The 21,303-nt window shown below is 64.6% G+C and carries 20 protein-coding genes; 16 read left to right on the plus strand and 4 right to left on the minus strand.

Annotated elements, in window-relative coordinates:
• The first annotated feature begins 119 nt into the window (after positions 1 to 119).
• The 6 genes from AXW67_RS19265 (at position 120) to AXW67_RS19290 (ending at position 7,051) form a co-directional block, all read left to right on the plus strand.
• A complete protein-coding gene (locus AXW67_RS19265) occupies positions 120 to 2,168 on the plus strand; it encodes an elongation factor G (protein ID WP_063679126.1) in 2,049 nt (682 codons plus the stop codon).
• A gap of 368 nt (positions 2,169 to 2,536) precedes the next feature.
• A complete protein-coding gene (locus tag AXW67_RS19270; protein ID WP_027551843.1) occupies positions 2,537 to 2,809 on the plus strand; it encodes a helix-turn-helix domain-containing protein in 273 nt (90 codons plus the stop codon).
• A 93-nt stretch (positions 2,810 to 2,902) separates the two neighbouring features.
• Entirely contained in the window at positions 2,903 to 4,657 is a 1,755-nt protein-coding gene (locus tag AXW67_RS19275; protein ID WP_063679127.1) for a SulP family inorganic anion transporter, read from the plus strand.
• A gap of 172 nt (positions 4,658 to 4,829) precedes the next feature.
• Positions 4,830 to 5,663: a shikimate dehydrogenase gene (locus AXW67_RS19280; RefSeq protein ID WP_063679157.1), complete on the plus strand. Its 834-nt coding sequence runs from the start codon at positions 4,830 to 4,832 to the stop codon at positions 5,661 to 5,663.
• Positions 5,664 to 5,720: 57 nt separating this feature from the next.
• Positions 5,721 to 6,347 (plus strand): hypothetical protein, encoded by a 627-nt coding sequence (locus AXW67_RS19285; protein WP_027551840.1) that lies wholly within the window; start codon positions 5,721 to 5,723, stop codon positions 6,345 to 6,347.
• Positions 6,348 to 6,424: 77 nt separating this feature from the next.
• Positions 6,425 to 7,051 (plus strand): single stranded DNA-binding domain-containing protein, encoded by a 627-nt coding sequence (locus AXW67_RS19290; RefSeq protein WP_063679128.1) that lies wholly within the window; start codon positions 6,425 to 6,427, stop codon positions 7,049 to 7,051.
• A 131-nt stretch (positions 7,052 to 7,182) separates the two neighbouring features.
• On the opposite strand, the gene AXW67_RS19295 is transcribed toward AXW67_RS19290, so the two are convergent.
• Positions 7,183 to 8,319, minus strand: coding sequence for an alpha-hydroxy acid oxidase (locus tag AXW67_RS19295; RefSeq protein ID WP_063679129.1), 1,137 nt, complete (start codon positions 8,317 to 8,319; stop codon positions 7,183 to 7,185).
• A 104-nt stretch (positions 8,320 to 8,423) separates the two neighbouring features.
• On the opposite strand from AXW67_RS19295, the gene AXW67_RS43240 reads away from it, so the two are divergent.
• From AXW67_RS43240 to serA, 10 genes are all read left to right on the plus strand, one after another.
• Positions 8,424 to 8,591, plus strand: coding sequence for a hypothetical protein (locus AXW67_RS43240; RefSeq protein ID WP_201723691.1), 168 nt, complete (start codon positions 8,424 to 8,426; stop codon positions 8,589 to 8,591).
• Positions 8,592 to 8,812: 221 nt separating this feature from the next.
• The gene (glmM, locus tag AXW67_RS19300) at positions 8,813 to 10,156 is read left to right on the plus strand and encodes a phosphoglucosamine mutase (RefSeq protein ID WP_063679130.1); all 1,344 of its coding nucleotides are present in this window, start codon (positions 8,813 to 8,815) and stop codon (positions 10,154 to 10,156) included.
• Positions 10,157 to 10,253: 97 nt separating this feature from the next.
• Entirely contained in the window at positions 10,254 to 11,507 is a 1,254-nt protein-coding gene (locus AXW67_RS19305) for an MFS transporter (RefSeq protein ID WP_063679131.1), read from the plus strand.
• Positions 11,508 to 11,723: 216 nt separating this feature from the next.
• Positions 11,724 to 12,593 (plus strand): outer membrane protein, encoded by an 870-nt coding sequence (locus AXW67_RS19310; RefSeq protein ID WP_145927720.1) that lies wholly within the window; start codon positions 11,724 to 11,726, stop codon positions 12,591 to 12,593.
• Between the two features lie 169 nt (positions 12,594 to 12,762).
• Positions 12,763 to 13,641, plus strand: coding sequence for an outer membrane protein (locus AXW67_RS19315; RefSeq protein WP_027551834.1), 879 nt, complete (start codon positions 12,763 to 12,765; stop codon positions 13,639 to 13,641).
• A 72-nt stretch (positions 13,642 to 13,713) separates the two neighbouring features.
• Positions 13,714 to 14,304, plus strand: a complete 591-nt coding sequence (locus tag AXW67_RS19320) for a glutathione S-transferase family protein (RefSeq protein WP_063679132.1) — start codon at positions 13,714 to 13,716, stop codon at positions 14,302 to 14,304.
• Between the two features lie 15 nt (positions 14,305 to 14,319).
• Positions 14,320 to 14,784 (plus strand): GNAT family N-acetyltransferase, encoded by a 465-nt coding sequence (locus AXW67_RS19325; protein ID WP_063679133.1) that lies wholly within the window; start codon positions 14,320 to 14,322, stop codon positions 14,782 to 14,784.
• A gap of 157 nt (positions 14,785 to 14,941) precedes the next feature.
• Positions 14,942 to 15,148, plus strand: a complete 207-nt coding sequence (locus tag AXW67_RS19330) for a hypothetical protein (protein ID WP_027551831.1) — start codon at positions 14,942 to 14,944, stop codon at positions 15,146 to 15,148.
• A gap of 79 nt (positions 15,149 to 15,227) precedes the next feature.
• A complete protein-coding gene (locus AXW67_RS19335) occupies positions 15,228 to 16,400 on the plus strand; it encodes a phosphoserine transaminase (protein ID WP_063679134.1) in 1,173 nt (390 codons plus the stop codon).
• A gap of 198 nt (positions 16,401 to 16,598) precedes the next feature.
• Complete coding sequence (serA, locus tag AXW67_RS19340) at positions 16,599 to 18,188, plus strand: phosphoglycerate dehydrogenase (protein ID WP_027551829.1); 1,590 nt, start codon at positions 16,599 to 16,601, stop codon at positions 18,186 to 18,188.
• 39 nt (positions 18,189 to 18,227) lie between these two features.
• Here the strand turns inward: serA and AXW67_RS19345 are convergent, their stop codons facing one another.
• The 3 genes from AXW67_RS19345 to AXW67_RS19355 are packed head-to-tail and all read right to left on the minus strand — an operon-like array spanning position 18,228 to position 21,301.
• The gene (locus AXW67_RS19345) at positions 18,228 to 19,163 is read right to left on the minus strand and encodes an amidohydrolase family protein (protein ID WP_082907958.1); all 936 of its coding nucleotides are present in this window, start codon (positions 19,161 to 19,163) and stop codon (positions 18,228 to 18,230) included.
• A gap of 12 nt (positions 19,164 to 19,175) precedes the next feature.
• Positions 19,176 to 20,441: a CaiB/BaiF CoA transferase family protein gene (locus tag AXW67_RS19350; protein WP_035684576.1), complete on the minus strand. Its 1,266-nt coding sequence runs from the start codon at positions 20,439 to 20,441 to the stop codon at positions 19,176 to 19,178.
• A complete protein-coding gene (locus AXW67_RS19355) occupies positions 20,438 to 21,301 on the minus strand; it encodes an HpcH/HpaI aldolase/citrate lyase family protein (protein ID WP_245315623.1) in 864 nt (287 codons plus the stop codon). The genes AXW67_RS19350 and AXW67_RS19355 overlap by 4 nt, the downstream gene beginning before the upstream one ends.
• Positions 21,302 to 21,303: the final 2 nt, after the last annotated feature.

Genomic DNA, 21,303 nt, shown 5'->3' on the forward strand with positions numbered 1-21,303 from the left:
TGATCTGACTGACGACGCACCGCAGCGACGTTTGATGCTTGCCAAACCCGGATGACGGGCAGAGCATCAACGTTTGCCGACCCAATCACGGGCCGAGCTCCACACAAGGGAGGCGGTGAATGGGACAAGACGTCAGAAGTCCCCGAGGTCCACGGTGCATTGCACTGGTGGGCCCTTTCCAAAGCGGTAAAACCACTCTTCTTGAAGCGATACTGGCGCGAACGGGCGCAATCCCGCGCGCCGGCAGCGTCGACGCCGGAACTTCCGTCGGCGACGCCAGTGCCGAGGCCCGTCTTCACAAGATGACCGTCGGCCTTACTGCTGCCACCACGAGTTTCATGGGCGACAGCTACACCTTCCTCGATTGTCCCGGTTCCGTTGAGTTTGCCCACGACATGCGCGCCGCGCTGCCCGCGATCGACGCCGCGGTCGTGGTTTGCGAGGCCGACGAGAAGAAGCTGCCGCAGCTTCAGATCATCCTGCGCGAGCTGGAGGAGCTGAAGATTCCGCGTTTCCTGTTTCTCAACAAGATCGACCGTGCCAACAAGCGCATCCGCGAGACCCTCGCGACGCTCCAGCCCGCCTCCCGCGTGCCGCTGGTACTGCGCCAGATTCCGATCTGGAAGGACGAGCTGATCGAAGGCTTCGTCGATCTCGCGCTGGAGCGCGCGTTCGTCTATCGCGAGCACAAGGCGTCCGAGGTGGTCGCGCTCGAGGGCGGCGATCTCGATCGCGAGAAGGAAGCCCGCTTCTCGATGCTGGAGAAGCTCGCCGATCACGACGACGCGCTGATGGAGCAACTGCTCGAGGATATCCAGCCGCCGCGCGATGCGGTGTTCGACGACCTTGCCCGCGAATTGCGCGAAGGCCTGATCTGTCCCGTGCTGCTGGGCGCCGCCGCGCGCGAGAACGGCGTGCTGCGCCTGATGAAGGCGCTGCGCCACGAGGCGCCCGGCATCGCCGAGACCGCCAAGCGTCTCGGTGCGTCGGACACCAAGGACGCGCTCGGCTACGTCTTCAAGACGCTGCACTCCCAGCACGGTGGCAAGCTGTCGCTGACGCGGCTGATCGCCGGCCATCTCGATGACGGAGCCACGCTGCAATCCTCCTCAGGTGGCGCGAGCCGCATCTCCGGCATTCTCGCCGTCAATGGCGCCTACGACACCAAGCGCCCGTCGGCGGAAGCCGGCGACACGGTGGCGCTCGGCAAGCTCGATCCGGTCAAGACCGGCGACATGGTCTCGAGCGGAAAGACCCAGCCGACGGGGCTGGTCACCGCGGAGCCGACGCCGCCGGTGCTCGGAATGTCGATTGCGGCGACCGATCGCAAGGACGACGTCAAGCTCGGCCAGGCGCTGGCGCGGCTGCACGAGGAGGATCCCTCGCTCGTCATCGTGATGAACGCCCAGACCCACGACACGGTGCTGTGGGGGCAGGGCGAGATGCATCTGCGCGTCGAGGTCGAGCGGCTGCGCGACCGCTTCGGCGTCAACGTGAAATCGCATCCGCCCGCGATCGGCTATCAGGAGACCATCCGCAAGCCGATTACCCAGCGCGGCCGGCACAAGAAGCAGTCCGGCGGCCATGGGCAGTTCGGCGACGTCGTGCTCGACATCAGGCCGCTGCCGCGCGGCGACGGCTTCAAATTCGCCGAGAAGGTGGTCGGCGGCGCCGTGCCGCGCAACTACATCCCGGCGGTGGAAGAGGGCGTCGTCGACGGGCTCGCGCGCGGGCCGCTCGGCTTCCCCGTCACCGACGTGCAGGTGACGCTGACCGACGGCTCCTATCACAGCGTCGATTCCTCCGACCTGGCTTTCCGCACGGCGGCGCGGGTCGGGCTCAACGAAGGCCTGCCGCAATGCCAGCCGGTGTTGCTGGAGCCGATCCACGTCGTCGAGATCGTCTGCCCGACCGACGCCACCGCCAAGATCAACGCGATCCTGTCGGCGCGACGCGGGCAGATCCTCGGCTTCGACACCCGCGACGGTTGGAGCGGCTGGGATTGTGTGCGCGCCATGATGCCTGAAGCCGAGATCGGCGAGCTGATCGTGGAGCTGCGCTCGGCCACCGCCGGCGCCGGCAGCTTCACCCGTCAGTTCGACCACATGGCCGAGGTGACCGGGCGCGCCGCCGACCAGATCATCGCCGCGCATCAGCACGCGGCGTAATCCGTCAGGGACGCACGGTTCTCTCACTCCCTCTCCCCGTCCTTACGGGGAGAGGGAGGGGTGAGGGGCTGCCTCCACGAGTTCGGTCTGAATCGTAGATAGAATGCTCTCGATGGCCTCACGAGTCGGATGGACATTCGATCGTGGCAGCGAAGTGCCATGCCCCTCACCCGGATCGCACCGGACGATGCTTCGCATCGCCAGGCGCGATCCGACCTCTCGTTAAGATGCATCTCTCCTTCAAATACCCCGCTGACCAATTCATCGACGCCACCAAACGGTCGCTTGCGTTTCGCTCCGGATGATGTATTTTACATCATTGTATAGGCGCGAAATATCAATTATAATATTTCACACGTGAGGCCAAGGTGATCACGTCATTTCAAATGCGGGCAGCCCGCGCGCTGCTCGGCATTGACCAGAAAACCCTGGCCGAGCTCGCCGGCGTTTCGCTGCCGACCATCCAGCGGATGGAGGCCAGCACCGGCAACGTGCGTGGCGTGGTCGAGACCTTGATCAAGGTGGTCGAGGCGTTCGAGCGGGCCGGCGTCGAACTGATCGGCGAACATGCGCGCAGCGACAGCGGTGGGCGCGGCGTTCGCCTCAAGGAGTCGGGGCCGCCGCGCCGGGTGGGAGCATGATCAGAAAGACGGTCATGCTCGGAAATGAAATGAGCTAAATGCACCGTCGCGCCGGAGCACGCGGCCGCACGATGCAGCGGAGCGTTGTGGGGCATGAGCATTACCAGCGAGCGCGCAGGCGGACTGCGGCAGTTTCGTCAGCCGACCTTTACCGAACTGTACCTGCCGAAGCTCGTCACCGTCTGGCGTGAGGGCTATGGCCTTGCGGATTTCCGCGCCGATCTGTTCGCGGGCCTCACGGTGGCGATCGTGGCGCTGCCGCTGTCGATGGCGATCGCGATTGCCTCGGGCGTGACGCCCGACCGCGGCCTCTACACCGCGGTCGTCGGCGGCTTCATCGTCTCGCTGCTCGGCGGCAGCCGGTTCCAGATCGGCGGACCGGCCGGCGCATTCATCGTGCTGGTCGCGGTGACCGCGGAGCGGCACGGCGTCGACGGCGTGATCCTCGCCACCATGATGGCGGGACTGTTCCTGATCGCCGCGGGTCTGCTGCGGGTCGGCACCTATATCAAGTTCATTCCCTATCCGGTGACGGTCGGCTTCACGGCCGGCATTGCCGTCATCATCTTTGCAAGCCAGCTCCGCGACCTCGGCGGGATCACGCTCTCGGCCAAGGAGCCCAGCGAGTTCGTCCCGAAGCTCGCCGCGCTCGCCGGGGGTCTGCACACCGTCAATCCGTCCGCCGTCGCCATCGCTGCGGTCAGCATTCTCGTCATCGCCGTGCTGCGGCGCTGGCGGCCGTCCTGGCCGGGCATCTTGATTGCGGTCGTCCTTGCGGCGGTGCTGAGCGCTGCGTTGTCGCTGCCGGTCGAAACCATCGGCACGCGTTTCGGCGGGATACCGCGCGAATTGCCATCGCCCGCGCTTCCGGCTTTCTCGCTCGAGAAGGCGAAGGCGGTGCTGCCGGATGCGATCGCCTTCGCGCTGCTCGCCGCGATCGAGTCGCTGCTGTCGGCCGTGGTCGCCGACGGCATGACCGGACGCCGCCACCGCTCCAATTGCGAGCTGGTCGCACAAGGCGTCGCCAATATCGGCTCGGCGCTGTTCGGCGGCGTCTGCGTCACCGGCCTGATCGCGCGCACCGCCACCAATATCCGCGCCGGCGGGAGGAGCCCGCTCGCGGGCATGCTGCATTCCATCTTCCTGATGCTGTTCATGCTGATCGGGGCGCCGCTCGCCAGCTACATCCCATTGGCCGCGCTCGCCGCGGTGCTGGTGGTGGTGGCCTGGACCATGGCGGAGAAGCAGGAGTTCGCAATCCTGCTTCGCTCCTCGTGGGGTGACGCCGTCGTGCTGCTCGCGACCTTCCTGCTCACGGTCTTTCGCGATCTCACCGAAGGCATTTTGGTCGGCTTCGCGCTCGGTGCGGTGCTGTTCATCCACCGCATGGCCGAGATGACCGGGATCGAGGAGCGCTCCCCACTGGTGCTCGCCGACCGTCCCGACGACGGCAATGGCGAGCGCGTGCCGTATGATTCCGCCCTCGCGGTCGATCGCGACGTACTGGTCTATCGCATCAGGGGCGCGTTCTTCTTCGGGGCAGCATCGGCGATCGGCAACGTGCTCGACGGCGTCGCCGACGCGCGCAAGGGCATCGTCGTCGATTTCGCTGCGGTCCCGTTCCTGGACTCCACCGCGGCGAACGTGCTGGGGCGTGTCGCCGCCAAGGCTCACCGCCAGGGCATCAGGCTGTTCGTCACCGGTGCCTCGCCAACGGTCCGCCGCGCGCTGCTCACCCATGGCGTGTTGCCGCCGCGCGCGCGTTACCGCGAGACGATCGAGCGCGCGATCGCCGACATCAAGGGCGCCTCGGCTCCTGCCGCGTCCGATGATGCCGTCCCCGCCTAGCGCCGCGTCCTTCTCAAGCCGGCGAATCTGATCGACACTGCCTCCGACCCATTACGGCGATGGGCGCCGCCCTGCGACGCGCGCGTGCTTGACAGGGCAGGCTGGACGCGAAATGGATCGCCACGAGACCAAAGGGAGGGACCATGCAGGTCTGCGGCTTGAGAGGACGATCGTGACCAAGGCGCCAGCGGCTTGCCTGATCGGATGGCCGGCGGCGCATTCGCGCTCGCCGCTGATCCATCATTACTGGCTGCGCACGCTCGGCATCGCCGGCGGTTATATCATCGAGGCCGTCCCGCCCGAGGATCTGCGCGATTTCGTGCTGCGGCTGTCGCTACGCGGATTCGTCGGCGCCAACGTCACCATCCCGCACAAGGAGGACGTGCTGGCGCTGTCCACGCCCGATGCGCGCGCCAAAGCCGTCGGCGCGGCCAACACGCTGTGGTTCGAGGGCGGCGAACTGCATTCGACCAACACCGATGTCGAGGGCTTCATCAACAATCTCGACGCCAGCGCGCCCGGTTGGGATAAGGCCGAGGAGGCCTTGGTGCTCGGCTCCGGCGGTTCCTCGCGCGCGGTCGTGTTCGGCCTGCTCGAACGCGGCGTCAGCCGTATCCACCTCGCCAATCGCACCATTGCGCGGGCCGAGGCGCTGGCGACGCAGTTCGGGCCGAACGTGCATCCGATTCCCTGGGACGGGATCAACGATGTCCTGCCGCGGGCAAAATTGCTGGTGAACACGACCTCGCTCGGCATGCACGGCCAGCCTTCACTCGATGTTGATGTGTCACGTCTGCCGCAGACCGCCGTGGTCGCCGACCTCGTCTACGTTCCGCTGATCACGCCGCTGCTCGCGGGGGCGCAGGCACGCGGACTGAAGACTGCCGACGGGCTCGGCATGCTGCTGCATCAGGCCGTGCGCGGCTTCGAATTGTGGTTTGGCCAAAGGCCGCAGGTGACGGCGGAACTGCGCGCGCTGGTCGAGGCCGATCTCACAAAATCTTGAGAGAATAGCGGGCGATCTCCGGAGTTCTGTCCTCGTGGGGACAATCGGAGATCGTTCATGACTGTTCAACGTGTAACTCTTGCGCGCCCGCTTCTCGCTGTCGCGATGGTGGCCTTCTCAACTTTCTACGCGATCGCGCAAAAGGCGCCGGTGCCGACGCGCGTGCGCGGCACGATCGAAAGCGTCAATGGCGACGTGATGGACGTCAAGTCGCGCAGCGGCGAAGACGTCAAGCTCCGCATCGCATCCGACGTGAACGTGTCCGGCATCACCAAGATCGCGCTGTCCGACATCAAGGTCGGCTCCTTCGTTGGCGCGACCACCGTGCCGGGGCCGGACGGCGGTCAGAACGCCGTGGAAGTGCATGTGTTTCCGGAGAGCATGCGCGGCACCGGCGAAGGCTCGCGCCCCTACGACCTGAAGCCGAACTCCAGCATGACCAATGCGACGGTGGCCGAGAGCGTGGTCGGCAATGACGGCCATACGCTGCTCGTGAAATACAAGGACGGTGAGAAGAAGGTGTTCGTCGCCGACAACACGCCGGTCGTGACCTTCGTCCCCGGTGACAAAGCCGAACTGAAGGCCGGCGCCAAGATCGTTGCTTTCATGAAGCAGTTGCCGGACGGCTCGTTCGAGACCAACCGCGTCAGCGTCGGCCGCGATGGCCTGACACCGCCGATGTGATCGCGAGGCGGCGGAATAGCGGTGGTCTTGCGGGGTTGCCGTGATGGACCACCGCAACGTCCAGGAGAGACAAGGCCATGCCGAAGTTGACCAACCTGCTGCCACGCCTCGTCGTGGCCGCGTTCGCCGCCTTTATTCTCGCTTCAACCGCCACGGCGCAACAGCCGCCGTCGGTACGCATCCGCGGGACCATCGAGAGCGTCGACGGCAAGACGCTCGACATCAAGACGCGCGAAGGCAATGACGTGAAGGTGAACATGACCGACAACGTCGCCGTCTTCGCCGTCGTCAAGACCTCGCTGTCGGAGATCAAGGAAGGCTCCTACATCGGCGTCACCGGAATGCCGGAGCCCGACGGCACGCAGCGGGCGATCGCGGTGCACATCTTCCCCGAGAACCAGCGCGGTGCGGCCGAAGGCTTCCGTCCCTGGGATGCGCGCGCCAACTCCACCATGACGAATGCGACGGTGACGCAGACGGTGCAAGGCACCGAGGGGCAGAACATCCTGGTCAAGTACAAGGACGGCGAGAAGAAAGTGGTGGTGCCGCCGGACACGCCGATCGTCACCTTCGTCGCCAGCGACAAGTCCGAGATCAAGCCGGGCGCCAAGCTCATCATCTTCGGTGCGGCGAAGAAGGAGGACGGCTCGCTGGAGGCCAACCGCGTGAATGTCGGCCGGGATGGGATCACGCCGCCGATGTGAGCGCGGGTGCTTCGTCAGTGAGGGACGCGCCACCGTCTCACTCCCTCTCCCCGTTCTTACGGGGAGAGGTTAAGACACGCTCACTTGTCTGGGACGACGGCCCTTATTGCTGCTGCAACTCGCCCGACGCCTCACACCGCAATGATATGATCGTCGATCTCGTCAACCTTGTTGACGCCGCACAGGCCCATGGTCGTGAGCAGCTCCTTCTGGATGATGTCGATCGCCTTGGCGACGCCGGCCTGGCCGCCGGCACCGAGGCCATAGGCGTAGGCGCGGCCGATCATGCAGGATTTTGCGCCGAGCGCGAGCGCGCGCATCACGTCCTGGCCGGAGCGGATGCCGCCGTCGAACATGATCTCCATCTTCGAGCCTACGGCATCGACGATTTCGGGCAGCACCTCGATCGAGGAGGGCGCGCCGTCGAGCTGCCGGCCGCCATGGTTGGACACGACCAGTGCCTGCGCGCCGGTCTTGGCGGCTTCCTCGGCGTCCTCGACGTCGAGGATGCCCTTGATGATGAGCTTGCCCGGCCAGATGCTGCGGACCCACTCGACGTCCTTCCAGTTCAACGACGTGTCGAACTGCGACGCCGTCCATTCGGCGAGGCGATTGAGGTCCTCGGTATTCTTCACGTGGCCGGCGATGTTGCCGAAGGTGCGGCGCTTGCCGCGCAGCACGCCGGAGACCCAGGCCGGCTTGCTGGCGAAATCCAGGAGCTTCGACAGCGACCATTCCGGGGGTACCGTCATGCCGTTCTTGATGTCGGCGTGGCGCTGGCCGATCACCTGGAGGTCGACGGTCAGGACCAGCGCGCTGCACTTTGCCGCGATCGCGCGCTGGATCAGATCCTTGATGAAGCCGCGGTCCTTCATCACGTAGAGCTGGAACCAGAACGGCTTCTCGACATTGGCGGCGATGTCCTCGATCGAGCAGATCGACATCGTCGATTGCGTGAACGGGATGCCGGCGGCCTGCGCGGCGCGGCAGGCGTGAATTTCGCCATCGCCATGCTGCATGCCCAACAGGCCCACCGGCGCGAGGATCAGCGGCATGGTCGACGGCTCGCCGAGAATCGTGGTCGAGGTGTCGCGCCTGGAGACGTCCACCAGGATGCGCTGGCGGAACTTGATCGCCTGCAAATCCTCGCGATTGGCGCGCAGCGTTTCCTCGGCATAGGAGCCGCGGTCGCAATAGTCGAAGAACGCCTTCGGCACGCGGCGCTTATGCAGCGCGCGAAGATCGTCGATACAGGTGATGTGCTTCATGAACGTTCCCCCGGCCCGTCTTGCGTCAGAAGATTTAGGGGTCATCTAGCATGGTTGGATGCACAGCCAAATCGTTTGCCAAATCGTTTTGTGAGGAGGGCGCCATGAGCAGGCCCCGCGGTGAACCGACGCCAGAAGAGATCAAGGAGAAGCACCGCCTCGAACAAGCGCTGGAAGAGGGTCTGGAAGAGACCTTCCCGGGCTCGGATCCCGTCAATGTCACCCAGCCGCCGCCGAGCCGGGACGATGGCCACGTCAAGCGCACGGACTAGCGGGCGGGTTCCATTCGGCCTCCGCATCTCAGCGGGAATTTCAATGTTAACAAATGGTTATCGGAGTACCGGCGCGTCCGGTTCCGTAACGATTAATCACATTTTTTGAAGCCAATTTAGCCCTGATGGCTTTATAAGGCAGAAAGCAGATCAGGGATGCGGAGCCCGTCCGGGCACCGATGGTTGTAGCGGGGATCCCTGATTGTTGCGTGGGGGATCATATGAGCCGCAAATATTTCGGGACGGACGGGATTCGGGGCCGCGCGAACGGATTGATCACGCCGGAGATCGCGCTCAAGGTCGGTCAGGCTGCCGGACTTGCTTTTCAGCGCGGCGAGCATCGCCATCGCGTTGTGATCGGCAAGGACACCCGCCTGTCCGGCTACATGATCGAATACGCGATGGTCGCGGGCTTCACCTCCGTCGGCATGGACGTGCTGCTGGTCGGTCCGATGCCGACGCCGGCGGTGGCGATGTTGACCAAGTCGATGCGCGCCGATCTCGGCGTGATGATCTCGGCCTCGCACAATCTGTTCGAGGACAACGGCATCAAGCTGTTCGGGCCGCAGGGCTTCAAGCTCTCCGACGACGTCGAGAAGCAGATCGAGCAGCTGCTCGACGAATCCCTCGACAAGAGGCTCGCACAAAGTGCGAGCTTGGGCCGCGCCCGCCGCATCGACGGCGTGCATGACCGCTACATCGAATTCGCCAAGCGCACGCTGCCGCGCGACCTGTCGCTCGACGGCCTGCGCGTCGTCGTCGATTGCGCCAACGGCGCTGCCTACAAGGTCGTGCCGGAAGCGCTGTGGGAGCTCGGTGCCGACGTCGTGCCGATCGGCGTCGAGCCGGACGGCTTCAACATCAACAAGGAATGCGGCTCGACCTCACCGGAAGCGCTGGCCAGGAAGGTGCGCGAGATGCGCGCCGATATCGGCATTGCGCTGGACGGCGACGCCGACCGCGTCATCCTGGTCGACGAACGCGGCCATCTCGTCGACGGCGACCAGCTCCTCGCGGTGATCGCGCAGAGCTGGAAGGAGGACGGACGGCTGTCGCGGCCCGGCATCGTCGCGACCGTGATGTCCAATCTCGGGCTCGAGCGCTTCCTGAAAGGCCACGGGCTCGATCTCGTGCGCACGCCTGTCGGCGACCGCTACGTGCTCGAGCAGATGCTGAGCGGCGGCTACAATCTCGGCGGCGAGCAGTCCGGTCATATCATCCTGTCCGACTACGCCACCACCGGTGACGGCTTCGTCGCGGCATTGCAGGTGCTGGCGGTGGTGCAGAGGCTGCGCCGGCCCGTCTCCGAGGTTTGCCACCGCTTCGATCCGCTGCCGCAGATCCTCAAGAACGTCCGCTACAAGAGTGGCAAGCCGCTCGACGATTCCGACGTCAAATCGGCGATCTCCGACGGCGAGAAGCGGCTCAACGGCCACGGCCGTCTCCTGATCCGCTCCTCCGGCACCGAGCCGGTGATCCGCGTGATGGGCGAGGGCGAGGACCGCGTCCTGGTCGAGGATGTCGTCGACACCATCGTCTCCGCGCTCGGGCAGGCGGCGGCTTAAGCGCATCCCAGCCATCGGCGATTGGCGGTGGTTACGCCGCCGGAGGCATCGTAACTAGCGAGTGCGGCGGTTCGCCGCGCCCGCCGGGATGCCTCCCTTGAACAAGCCTGTCGTCGTCTCCGAGGAAACGCTGACCGAGCCCGTTGCCGTGGCCGGATTGGCGTCTGCTGTCCCCAAGCCGAGCGCGGGGCCGGCCTATGTCGTGCTCGCCGGCATCAGCTTCTCGCACTTCCTCAACGACACCATGCAGTCGCTGATCGCCTCGGTGTACCCGATCCTGAAGGACACCTACGCGCTCGACTTCACGCAGATCGGCATGATCACGCTGGCCTTCCAGTTCACGGCCTCGCTGCTTCAGCCGGTGGTCGGGCACTACACCGACAAGAGGGCGCAGCCCTATTCGCTCGCGATCGGCATGGCCTCGACCTTCTTCGGACTGCTGCTGCTCAGCGCCGCGCACCGATATCTCGTCATCCTCGTTGCGGCTGCGCTGGTCGGCCTCGGCTCCGCGGTGTTCCACCCGGAGTCCGCGCGCATCGCGCGGCTCGCCTCCGGCGGCCGCTACGGCTTCGCGCAATCGGTATTCCAGCTCGGCGGCAGTTTTGGCACCTCGATGGGACCGGTGCTGGCGGCGCTGATCGTGGTGCCGTTCGGGCAGGGCAGCATCGCCTGGTTCTCCTCGATCGCGTTCCTCGCGATTCTCATCCTCTGGCGCATCGGCCGCTGGTACGCGCCGCAGATCACCACGAAGAAGGTGGCCCCGGTGCACACCCAGCCCGGCGGGCCGAGCTCGCGCCGCGTTGCGGTCGCGCTTCTCGTGCTGGTGGCGCTCTTGTTCTCCAAGCAGCTCTACGTATCGAGCCTGTCGAGCTATTACATCTTCTATCTGATCGACCGCTTCGGCGTGTCGACGCAGGCGGCGCAGATCTATCTCTTCATCTTCCTCGCGGCGAACGCGGTCGGCGCTTTCTTCGGCGGACCGCTGGGCGATCGCTTCGGCCGCAAGATCGTGATCTGGATCTCGATCGTCGGCGCACTGCCGTTCACGCTGGCGCTGCCCCATGCAGGTCTCGCCGGCAGCGCGGTGCTCTCGGTGATCATCGGCCTCATCATCTCCTCGACGACCTCGTCGATTATCGTGTTCGCGCAGGAACTGGTGCCGCACCGCTTCGGCATGATCTCCGGCGTGTTCTTCGGCGTCGCCTTCGGCATCGGTGGCTTGGGGGCGGCCGTGCTCGGCAGGCTCGCCGATCACACCTCGATCGAGTTCGTCTACCAGGTCTGCGCCTACCTGCCGGCCATCGGGCTGCTCGCGGTGTTCCTGCCGAAACTGCCGCAGCACGCGCGCTGACGCCCTCTCTCGCTGCGCTCTGCTTTCATACATTGTTAGCAATTGGGCGCCGCATTTCTGCAACGCTCACGCAGCACGCGCGTGTGCAGTGAGGAAAAATCAACCTTAAAAATTAGGGTTAAGTGGCGCTTAAGCATTTAGTGCCATCGTCCGGCTGTGAGTTTCCAGAACGTGAGGCCTGCGTATTTTGCCTCACCGGCCAAAAGGACGAAGCCAATGCGTAGCGTTAAGTCTTTGCTTGCCGCGGGTGCGGCAAGCCTGATCTCGTCGGTGGCGTTTGCCGCCGACATGCCGATCGCGGCACCTCCCATGTACGCGCCGGCTCCGCCCGCCGACTTCGGCGGCTGGTATCTGCGCGGCGACATCGGCTTCAGCAATCAGAGCGTCAAGAACATCCGCAAGTCGGACCCGACCGCCTATTCCCAGATCAGCACGCTCAACGAGACGACTGATTTCGATACGGCCGGAATCTTCGATGTCGGTGTCGGTTACCGCTTCAACAACTGGTTCCGGACAGACGTCACGGCTCAGTATCGGGGCAAGTCCAACTTCAAAGGCTCCGATGTCTTCACGGCCTCCGCCTACGGCGTCGCCTATAACGGCATCGACAACTACAACGCCAGCAAGTCGGAATTGCTGTTTCTGGCAAACGCCTATGTCGACCTGGGAACGTGGTGGTGTGTAACTCCGTTCATCGGTGCAGGCATCGGTGCATCGCGTGTCAATATTTCCGGCTTCACTGACACTGGTGCCGTCAATCCCCTCGTGACGGCCGGTCCCGTCGTCAACAACGGCACCTTCCCGAGCTTTGCGACCGCCGCCAGCGGATCGAAATGGAATTTCGCTTGGGCGGCGCACGCCGGTCTGGCTTACAAGGTCAACCCGAGCCTGACACTCGAACTGGCTTACAGCTACGTCGATCTCGGCAGCGGGACCACGGGCGTGATCTCAGACTTCACGGGCTTCTCGCGAGGCAATACCTTCAAGTTCAATGACATCACATCGCACGACCTCAAGCTCGGCGTACGCTGGGATCTGAGCAGCCCGCCGGTCTACGCGCCGCCGCCGCTCGTCACCAAGGGCTGATCGGCAGCTCGATCACTTTAAGGTTTCCTAACGGCGCGGGATCATCCCGCGCCGTTTCGCTTTGCGTATTTTTCATTGCTGGGCGGCAATTAATGCCGCCGCGCAACCATTGGTTAAGGTTAACGAGCGATGATCACCATCGAAAGTTCGAGTTCGATGGAGCGTTGCAATGCGTAGGCTTTGGTTGATGGCGGCGATGTTGGCGACTGCGTCCGCTGCGCACGCGGCCGATATGCCGGATCTGCCCATCCTGCGCGGCAGCTTCACCGACGGCCTGTCGAAGGCCTCCCATAACTGGGACGGCTTCTATGTCGGTGGCCAGTTCGGCTTCGCCACGACCGACATCGATTTCAGCCACGCCCCGAAGTCGATGACCGACTTCATGCTTCGCAACAGCGTGCTTCAGGCGCCGGTCGGCGGATGGTCGCTGCTGCCGAAGAACCACGTGCAGTCGACTGGGTTCGGCGCCTATGTGGGCAAGAACTGGCAGATCTATGATGCGGTGATGGGCGTCGAAGCCAATTACAGCTACATGAACAATATATCGAGCACGGCGAGCGACTCCATGGGGCGAATACTCCCCGGCGAAACGGCTCCCACAGGCCATACCTACACCTACGACACCAGGCTTGGTGGCGGTGCTTCGCTGAAGCTCAAGGATTATGCGACTTTCCGCGGCCGGGTCGGCTGGGACGGCGGCGACTTCATGCCGTATGGTTTCGCCGGGTTGGCGATCGGGCGCGCTGAAGTCTCGCGATTTGCGACCGTAACCTGGCAGAAATACGACGACTTCGACGAGGCCGTGATCAGCGGCGGCGTGGTCACGACGGTTCATCGCCATCTGCCCGCCGGTTCAGACACACTGTCCAGCGCCGAGCAGCGCTCCAACGCCTTCATGTACGGATGGACTGCAGGCATCGGCATCGAATACGCGATCTGCGGCAACTTCCTCATTCGCGGGGAATGGGAGCATGTCGGCTTCTCGAACGTGAAGGACATTACAGTCGGCCTGAACAACTTCCGCGTCGGTGCCGGCTACCAGTTCTAGACGCGCCGATGCAGCCGGTTGACAGGGCGGCGGCGTCCTGATGCTCTGTCGCTCCCACGCGGGGCGGCAGCGATGAATATCCACGGCGACAGCAATTCCGGAAATTGTCTCAAGGTGAAGTGGGTCTGTGACAGGCTCGCGCTGCCCTATCGCTGGATCGAGATCGACACCCGCAAGGGCGAGACGCGCACGCCGCAGTTCCTGAAGCTGAACGGCGCTGGCCAGGTGCCGGCGATCGAATTCGACGATGGCCGCACGCTGGCGCAGTCCAACGCCATCATCCGCTATCTCGCCCGTGACAGCGCGCTCGTTCCGCGCGATGCGTTCGCTGCAGCCAAGATGGATGAATGGCTGTTCTGGGAGCAGTACAGCCACGAGCCCTATATCGCGGTGTGCCGCTTCCAGCTCGTCTATCTCGGCAAGGCTGCCTCCGAGCTCGATCCGGAGAAGGTCAAGCGCGGCTATGCGGCGCTCGACCGCATGGACCAGCATCTTGCCGCGAGCCGCTTCTTCGTTGGGGATGCGATTTCGCTCGCCGACGTCGCACTGCTCGCCTATACGCGCCTCGCGCATGAAGGCGGCTTCGATCTTACCCGCTTTGCTGCCGTTCGCCGCTGGATCGGCGAGGCCGAGGCCGGTCTCGGTCTTCCGGCGGCGCGCTGATTTGAAGGTTCACATATGACTACGAAGTCCGTCTCCATCCGTCGCGCGCGCCGCGACGACGTTGCCGCGATCGTGGCGATGCTCGCCGACGATCATCTCGGCCGAGCGCGCGAGCGGCTGGAGGATCCATTGCCCGCGCCCTATTACGAGGCGTTCGAGCGGGTCGATCGCGATCCAAAACTCCAGCTCGTGGTCGCGGAGAGCGAGGGCAGGGTGGTCGGCTGCCTGCAGCTCGCGATCCTGCCTGGCCTGAGCTCACAAGGCGGCACGCGCGGTCTGCTCGAGGATGTTCGCGTTGCTTCCGATTGTCGCAGCCGCGGCATCGGCGAGCAGTTGGTGCAATGGGCGGTGGCGGAGGCGAAGGCGAAAGGCTGCAATCTGGTCGAACTGCTGACGCATGCGAGCCGTGTCGATGCGCAACGCTTCTACAAGCGGCTCGGATTCACGGCGAGTCATGTGGGCATGACTGTCCGCTTTTGAACCAGCTCGGCGTCGCCGTTGCGTCGCCTGCAAAATCGGATTGCGCATCCGTTCATATTGAGAGCTGATTAACTACCGAGCCGTCGTTCACGTTTGCTCCGGAACGAACGGTGCTAGGTAGCGTCTGACACCGGGCTCGGTAAGTTCGGGGATTTCGATGACAAGCTATTCTCTGATCAAGGTCGGCAACGACTACGTCGTGCAGGCCGGCGACAAATGCATTTTGAAAGTGAGCAGCCGACGCCGGGCCGCGCAGTTGATCAGCGAGGCGACGGATTTGCTCAATGCGCTGGCCGCAGTCGAATCACCGGAAGCTGCACCGGAATCGCCATCACTCCGCCGTGAGGCGCCCGAACTTCCTTGACGATTCTACCCGTTTCCCGTATGAGCCGCGGCGGGACACCTCCCCCCAACGGGAGGCTTACTATCTGGAAGGGTAGATCATGACTGTAGCGAAGCCCGCTTCGCGGCCGAACGTGCCGCATTTCTCCTCCGGCCCCTGCGCCAAGCGCCCCGGCTGGAACGCCCAAAATCTCAAGGACGCAGCTCTCGGCCGCTCGCATCGCGCGAAGATCGGCAAGACCAAGCTCAAGCTCGCGATCGATCTGACGCGCGAGGTGCTCGAGGTGCCCGCCGATTATCGCATCGGCATCGTGCCCGCCTCCGATACCGGCGCGGTCGAGATGGCGCTGTGGTCGCTGCTCGGTGCGCGGCCCGTCACCACGCTCGCCTGGGAATCCTTCGGCGAGGGCTGGGTCAGCGACATCGTCAAGGAATTGAAGCTCAAGGACGTCACCAAGCTCAACGCGGCTTACGGTGAAATCCCCGATCTCTCCAAGGTCGATCCGAAGAGCGACATCGTCTTCACCTGGAACGGCACCACCTCGGGCGTGCGCGTGCCGAACGCCGACTGGATCAGCGCGAGCCGTGAAGGCCTGACCATCTGCGACGCGACGTCCGCTGCGTTTGCGCAGCCGCTCGACTGGGCCAAGCTCGACGTCGTCACCTTCTCCTGGCAGAAGGCGCTCGGCGGCGAGGCCGCGCACGGCATGCTGATCCTGTCGCCCCGCGCCGTGGAGCGGCTCGAGACCTACAAGCCGGCCTGGCCGCTGCCGAAGATCTTCCGCATGACCAAGGGTGGCAAGATCAACGAAGGCATCTTCGTCGGCGAGACCATCAACACGCCCTCGATGCTCTGCGTCGAGGACTATCTCGACGCGCTGAACTGGGCGAAGTCGATTGGCGGCCTGAAGGCGCTGATCGCGCGCGCCGACGCCAACACCAAGGTGCTCGCCGACTGGAAGGCGAAGACGCCCTGGATCGATTTTCTGGCGAAGGACGCCTCGATCCGCTCCAACACGTCGGTGTGCCTGAAGTTCACCGATCCCGCGATCACCTCGCTTCCCGCCGACGCGCAGGCCGAATTCTGCAAGAAGCTGGTCGCCCTCGTCGAGAAGGAAGGCGCGGGCTTCGACTTCGCCTATTACCGCGATGCGCCGGCTGGCCTGCGCATCTGGTGCGGCGCCACGGTCGAGGCCAAAGACGTCGAGCTCCTGACCCAGTGGATCGACTGGGCGTTCGCCGAGACCAAGGCCGCGCTGGCGAAGGCGGCTTGATCTTTCTTTCTTAGCCCCTCCCCGTTCTTACGGGGAGAGGCCGGATCGCGCAGCGATCCGGGTGAGGGGCTCTCTCCGCGAGCACCTTGCCTGTGGCTGCCCCTCACCCCGTAAGAACGGGGAGTGGAAGAGAAACAGCATCAACCTACTCCCGTCGAAGGCCGCCCTCGTTTCAGGGGAAGGTAGAGGATCATTCAGATGACCAAACCCAAAGTTCTCATTTCCGACGCGCTCTCTCCCGCCGCCGTGCAGATCTTCAAGGATCGCGGTGTCGAGGTCGACTTCCAGCCCAATCTCGGCAAGGACAAGGACAAGCTGGCCGAGATCATCGGCAACTATGACGGCCTTGCGATCCGCTCCGCGACGAAAGCGACCGCCAAGATCATCGAGAAGGCGACGAAGCTGAAGGTGATCGGCCGCGCCGGCATCGGCGTCGACAATGTCGAGATTCCCGCCGCCACGGCAAAGGGCATCATCGTGATGAATACGCCGTTCGGCAATTCGATCACGACCGCCGAGCACGCCATCACCCTGATGCTGGCGCTGGCGCGCGAAATTCCGCAGGCCGATATCTCGACGCAGTCCGGCAAGTGGGAGAAGAACCGCTTCATGGGCGTCGAGATCACCGGCAAGGTGCTCGGCGTGGTCGGCTGCGGCAACATCGGCTCGATCGTCGCCGACCGCGCGCTCGGCCTGCGCATGAAGGTGGTCGCCTACGATCCGTTCCTGTCGCCGGAGCGCGCCAAGGACATCGGCGTCGAGAAGGTCGAACTCGACGACCTCCTGAGGCGCGCCGATTTCATCACGCTGCACACCCCGCTCACGGAGAAGACCAGGAACATCATCGACGCGGCCGCGATCGCCAAGATGAAGAAGGGCGTGCGCCTCATCAACTGCGCGCGTGGCGGCCTGGTCGACGAGCAGGCGGTGGTCGATGCGCTGAATTCCAAGCACATCGCAGGCGCCGCCTTCGACGTCTTCGTCGAGGAGCCCGCCACCTCGAACGTGCTGTTCGGCCACCCCAACGTGATCTGCACGCCGCATCTCGGCGCCTCCACCACGGAGGCACAGGAGAACGTCGCGCTCCAGGTCGCCGAGCAGATGTCGGATTATCTGCTCTCCGGCGCGATCTCGAACGCCGTCAACTTCCCCTCGATCACGGCGGAGGAAGCGCCGAAGCTGAAGCCGTTCATCGCGCTCGCCGAGAAGCTCGGCTCCTTCGCCGGCCAGCTCACCGAGACCGGCATCCTCAAGGTGCAGATCACCTATGAGGGCCATGTCGCCGAGATGAAGATCAAGGCGATCACCTCCGCGGTGCTGTCGGGCCTGCTGCGGCCGATGCTGGGCGAGGTCAACGTCGTCTCCGCGCCCGTCGTCGCCAAGGAGCGCGGCATGGTGGTCGACGAGATCGTGCGCGCCGCGCAGAGCGACTATGAGAGCCTGATCACCGTCACGGTGGCGACCGAACGCCAGGAGCGTTCGGTCTCCGGCACGGTCTATCACGACGGCAAGCCGCGCCTCGTCGACATCAAGGGCATCCGCGTCGACGCCGAGTTCGGCAAGTCGATGATCTATGTCACCAACGAGGACAAGCCGGGCTTCATCGGCAGTTTCGCGGGGCTCCTGGGCGACGCCAAGATCAACATCGCGACCTTCCATCTCGGCCGTGTCGAGCAGGGCGGCGATGCCATCGCGCTCGTCGAGGTCGACGGCGCGGTGCCGGCGGACGTGCTCGCCAAGGTGCAGGCGCTGCCGCAGGTCAAGCAGGTCAAGGCGCTGACGTTCTAAGGCCCATAGGCAGAATGCGCTGGCGCTACTCCGGTAGCGTCAGCGATCGAAGCCATAAAGCCGGGTCGGATTGTCGACCAGGATTGCGTCGCGGGTCTTTTCATTGCCGGCCCACGCCGCGAGCAGTTCGAACAGCTCTGCGTCATCAGGTTTGTGCTTCTCGGTGACATGGGGCCAGTCGCTGCCCCAGACCAGGCGATCGGGCGCAACCTTGACGAAGGCCTGCGCGATTCGCGTCGCGTCGGCATAGGGCGGGCCCTGCTCGGTGTTGAGATAAGCACCGGCGAGCTTTACCCAGGCGCGGCCCTTACCTGCGAGATCGGCGATGACGCGGAAAGCCGGATGTTCCGGCCCCTGTTTCGGCGGAAGCCGCCCCATGTGGTCGAACACGATCGGGCAGGGCAGGCGGCCGAGCATTGCCGACGTCTCGACGATCTGATCGCCTGACATGTGAAGCTGGACGTGCCAGCCAAGATCGGCGCTGCGCTTGGACAGGGGCTCGATCATGTCGATTGTGGTCACTGTGTCGCTCGGATTCCAAACGCTGAAGCGAAGTCCGCGGATTCCGCCGGCATCGAGCCGTTTCAGCTCCGCATCAGTCGCGTCGGGATGACAGACCCCGACGCCCCGTCCATTCTTGCCGAGCCGGCTGAGCGCATCGAGGATGCAGGCATGGTCGGTGCGGTGATATTTCGGCTGCACCGGAACCGCGCGCGTCGTGCCGATGCGGCGCTGATGCAGCACATAGTCATCGAAGGTCGAGCCTGCCGGCTTGGCGCTTTCCGGTGTCGGAAAGCGGGGATCGATGATGTGAAAATGCGCGTCGCAGGCATTCGCCGGCGCTTTTGTCTTCGGAGCCTCGGTGCCGGATGAATTGGGGATCGTTTCGGCTGCGGCATGACGTGACTGAGCAAGTCCTGCGGCCGTTGCGGTGGCTGCCGCGACGAATGTCCTTCGCGTCATCTGGTGCAGCATCGAGAACCTCCGTTACACGCTCGAATGGCGTTTCGCCGGCGCGGCGTTGTTCGAGGCTTCGCAGACCACGTTGGCCTCGCGCAGTGCCGCGTAGCCGTCGTCGCCAATGCCGATTTCGTTGAGCAGCTCGCGATTGTGCTGGCCGAGCGCCGGGGCGGGCGTCCGGATCGTGCCTGGCGTCTGCGACAGCCGCGGCACCACATGGTGCATCGGGAGCTGCCCCATGTCCGGGTCCGGATAGTCGGCGATCAGCTCGCGGGCGATGACGTGCGAATCGGCCATGATCTGCGGGGTGTCGTAGATCGGGCCGATCGTGACCTCGGCTTGCTCGAAGAAGGCGACGTTCTCGGCCTGCGTCCGTGCGCCGATGAACTCGCCGATGATGGCGTCCAGCTCGTCGGCATGCCGCAGGCGGTCGGCGTTGGTGCGGAAGCGCGGGTCGTCGACCAACTCGGGGCGGCCGATGGCGCGGAACAGCCGCTCTGCCATCTTCTGGATCGATCCGGAAAGGCTGACATAGTGTCCATCGCTGCACCGATAGGCGTTGCGCGGGGCCGAATTGGTGGAGCGGCTGCCGGTGCGCGGCTTGACCTTGCCGGTGAGCCGATAGTTCGCGGCCTGCGGGCTGAGGATTGCGAACAGCGGATCGAGCAGCGACAGATCGACGACCTGGCCGCGGCCGTCCTTCATCTCGACCTCGCGGAGCGCGATCATCGCGGCGGAGGCGCCATAGACGCCGGCGACGCCGTCGGCAAGATACATCGGGGGCAACACGGGTTCGCGGTCGGCAAAACCGTTGATCGCGGCAAATCCTGACACGCCCTCGATCACGGTGCCGAAGCCAGGACGCTGCGCGTAGGGACCGTCCTGCCCCCAGCCGGAAATCCGGATGATGACCAGCGACGGATTGAGCGCCAGCAGCGCCTCCGGCGACAATCCCATCTTTTCCAGAACGCCGGGGCGAAAGCTCTCGATGAAGATCTGGGTCGACGGCACCAGTTTCCGGATGATGTCGATCGCGCGCGGATCGCGCAGCGATAGGCACAGGCTCTTCTTGTTGCGCGAATAGACCTTCCAGTGGGTCTCGATGCCCTCGGTTTTCCAGGCGCGCAGCGTGTCGCCCTCGGGCGGCTCGACCTTGATCACCTCGGCGCCGAAGTCGCCGAGGATCTGGGTCAGCACGTTGCCGGCGAACAGCCGCGACAAGTCGAGGATGCGGACACCATCCAGCGTGCCGCTGCGGCCGGGCTCATAATCGCGGGCGTGCAATTGGCTCATGGCGTGGCCTCGGTCGAGATTGTGTCGGCCAGCGACACGACGGCGCGAGCGCGTTCGACGAATGGCTTGTCGATCATATGGCCGTCGACCAGATAGGCACCGATGCCTCGCGCATCGGCTCCCGCAGCGGCGGCCACGACCTTGCGCGCCCACGCGATCTCGGCCGCATCGGGCATGAATGTCTCGTTGGCGATCGCGATCTGGCTCGGATGGATGCAGCTCTTGCCGGCAAAGCCGTGGTTTCGTGCCGCCAGGCATTCGGCGCGGTAGCCGTCGGCGTCCTTGACTGCGGCAAAGGCGCCGTCATAGGCGGCGATACCGGCCTCGGCGGCAGCGAAGCGTACCGCAAGGCGGATATGAGCGAGTGCGTCGCGGTCGGACCTGATGATGCCGCAGGGTTCGAGCAGATCGGCATAGCCGATCTGAAGCCCCATCACGCGCGGATGCGAGCTGGCCAGTTCGGCGGCATTGCGCAGGCCCTTGGGTGTCTCGACGTTGAGCAGCACGCCGACCCGTCGCGACGAGGCCTCCAGCATTTCGATTCGCGCGATCGCCTGGAGCACCGCATCCGCGTCCTCGGCCATCGGCAGGTTGATGATATCGACCACGGCTCCGGCCAGGGCTTCGATGTCGGCGTTGAATTCGGCGGTGTCGAACGCGTTCACCCGGACCGCGATGGATTTACGGGTTGCCGGCAGCCCGCGCAGGAATTTGGCGAGCACCGCACGCGCCTGCGACTTCTGGCCTGGAGCGACCGCGTCCTCGAGATCGAACGACAGCGCGTCGGCGGTGGAGTTCAGCGCCTTGTCGAACAGTTCGGGCCGCGAGGCCGGAACGAACAGCTTGCTTCGCATCAGCATGC

Source organism: Bradyrhizobium neotropicale (assembly GCF_001641695.1).
GTDB classification, from domain to species: Bacteria; Pseudomonadota; Alphaproteobacteria; order Rhizobiales; family Xanthobacteraceae; genus Bradyrhizobium; species Bradyrhizobium neotropicale.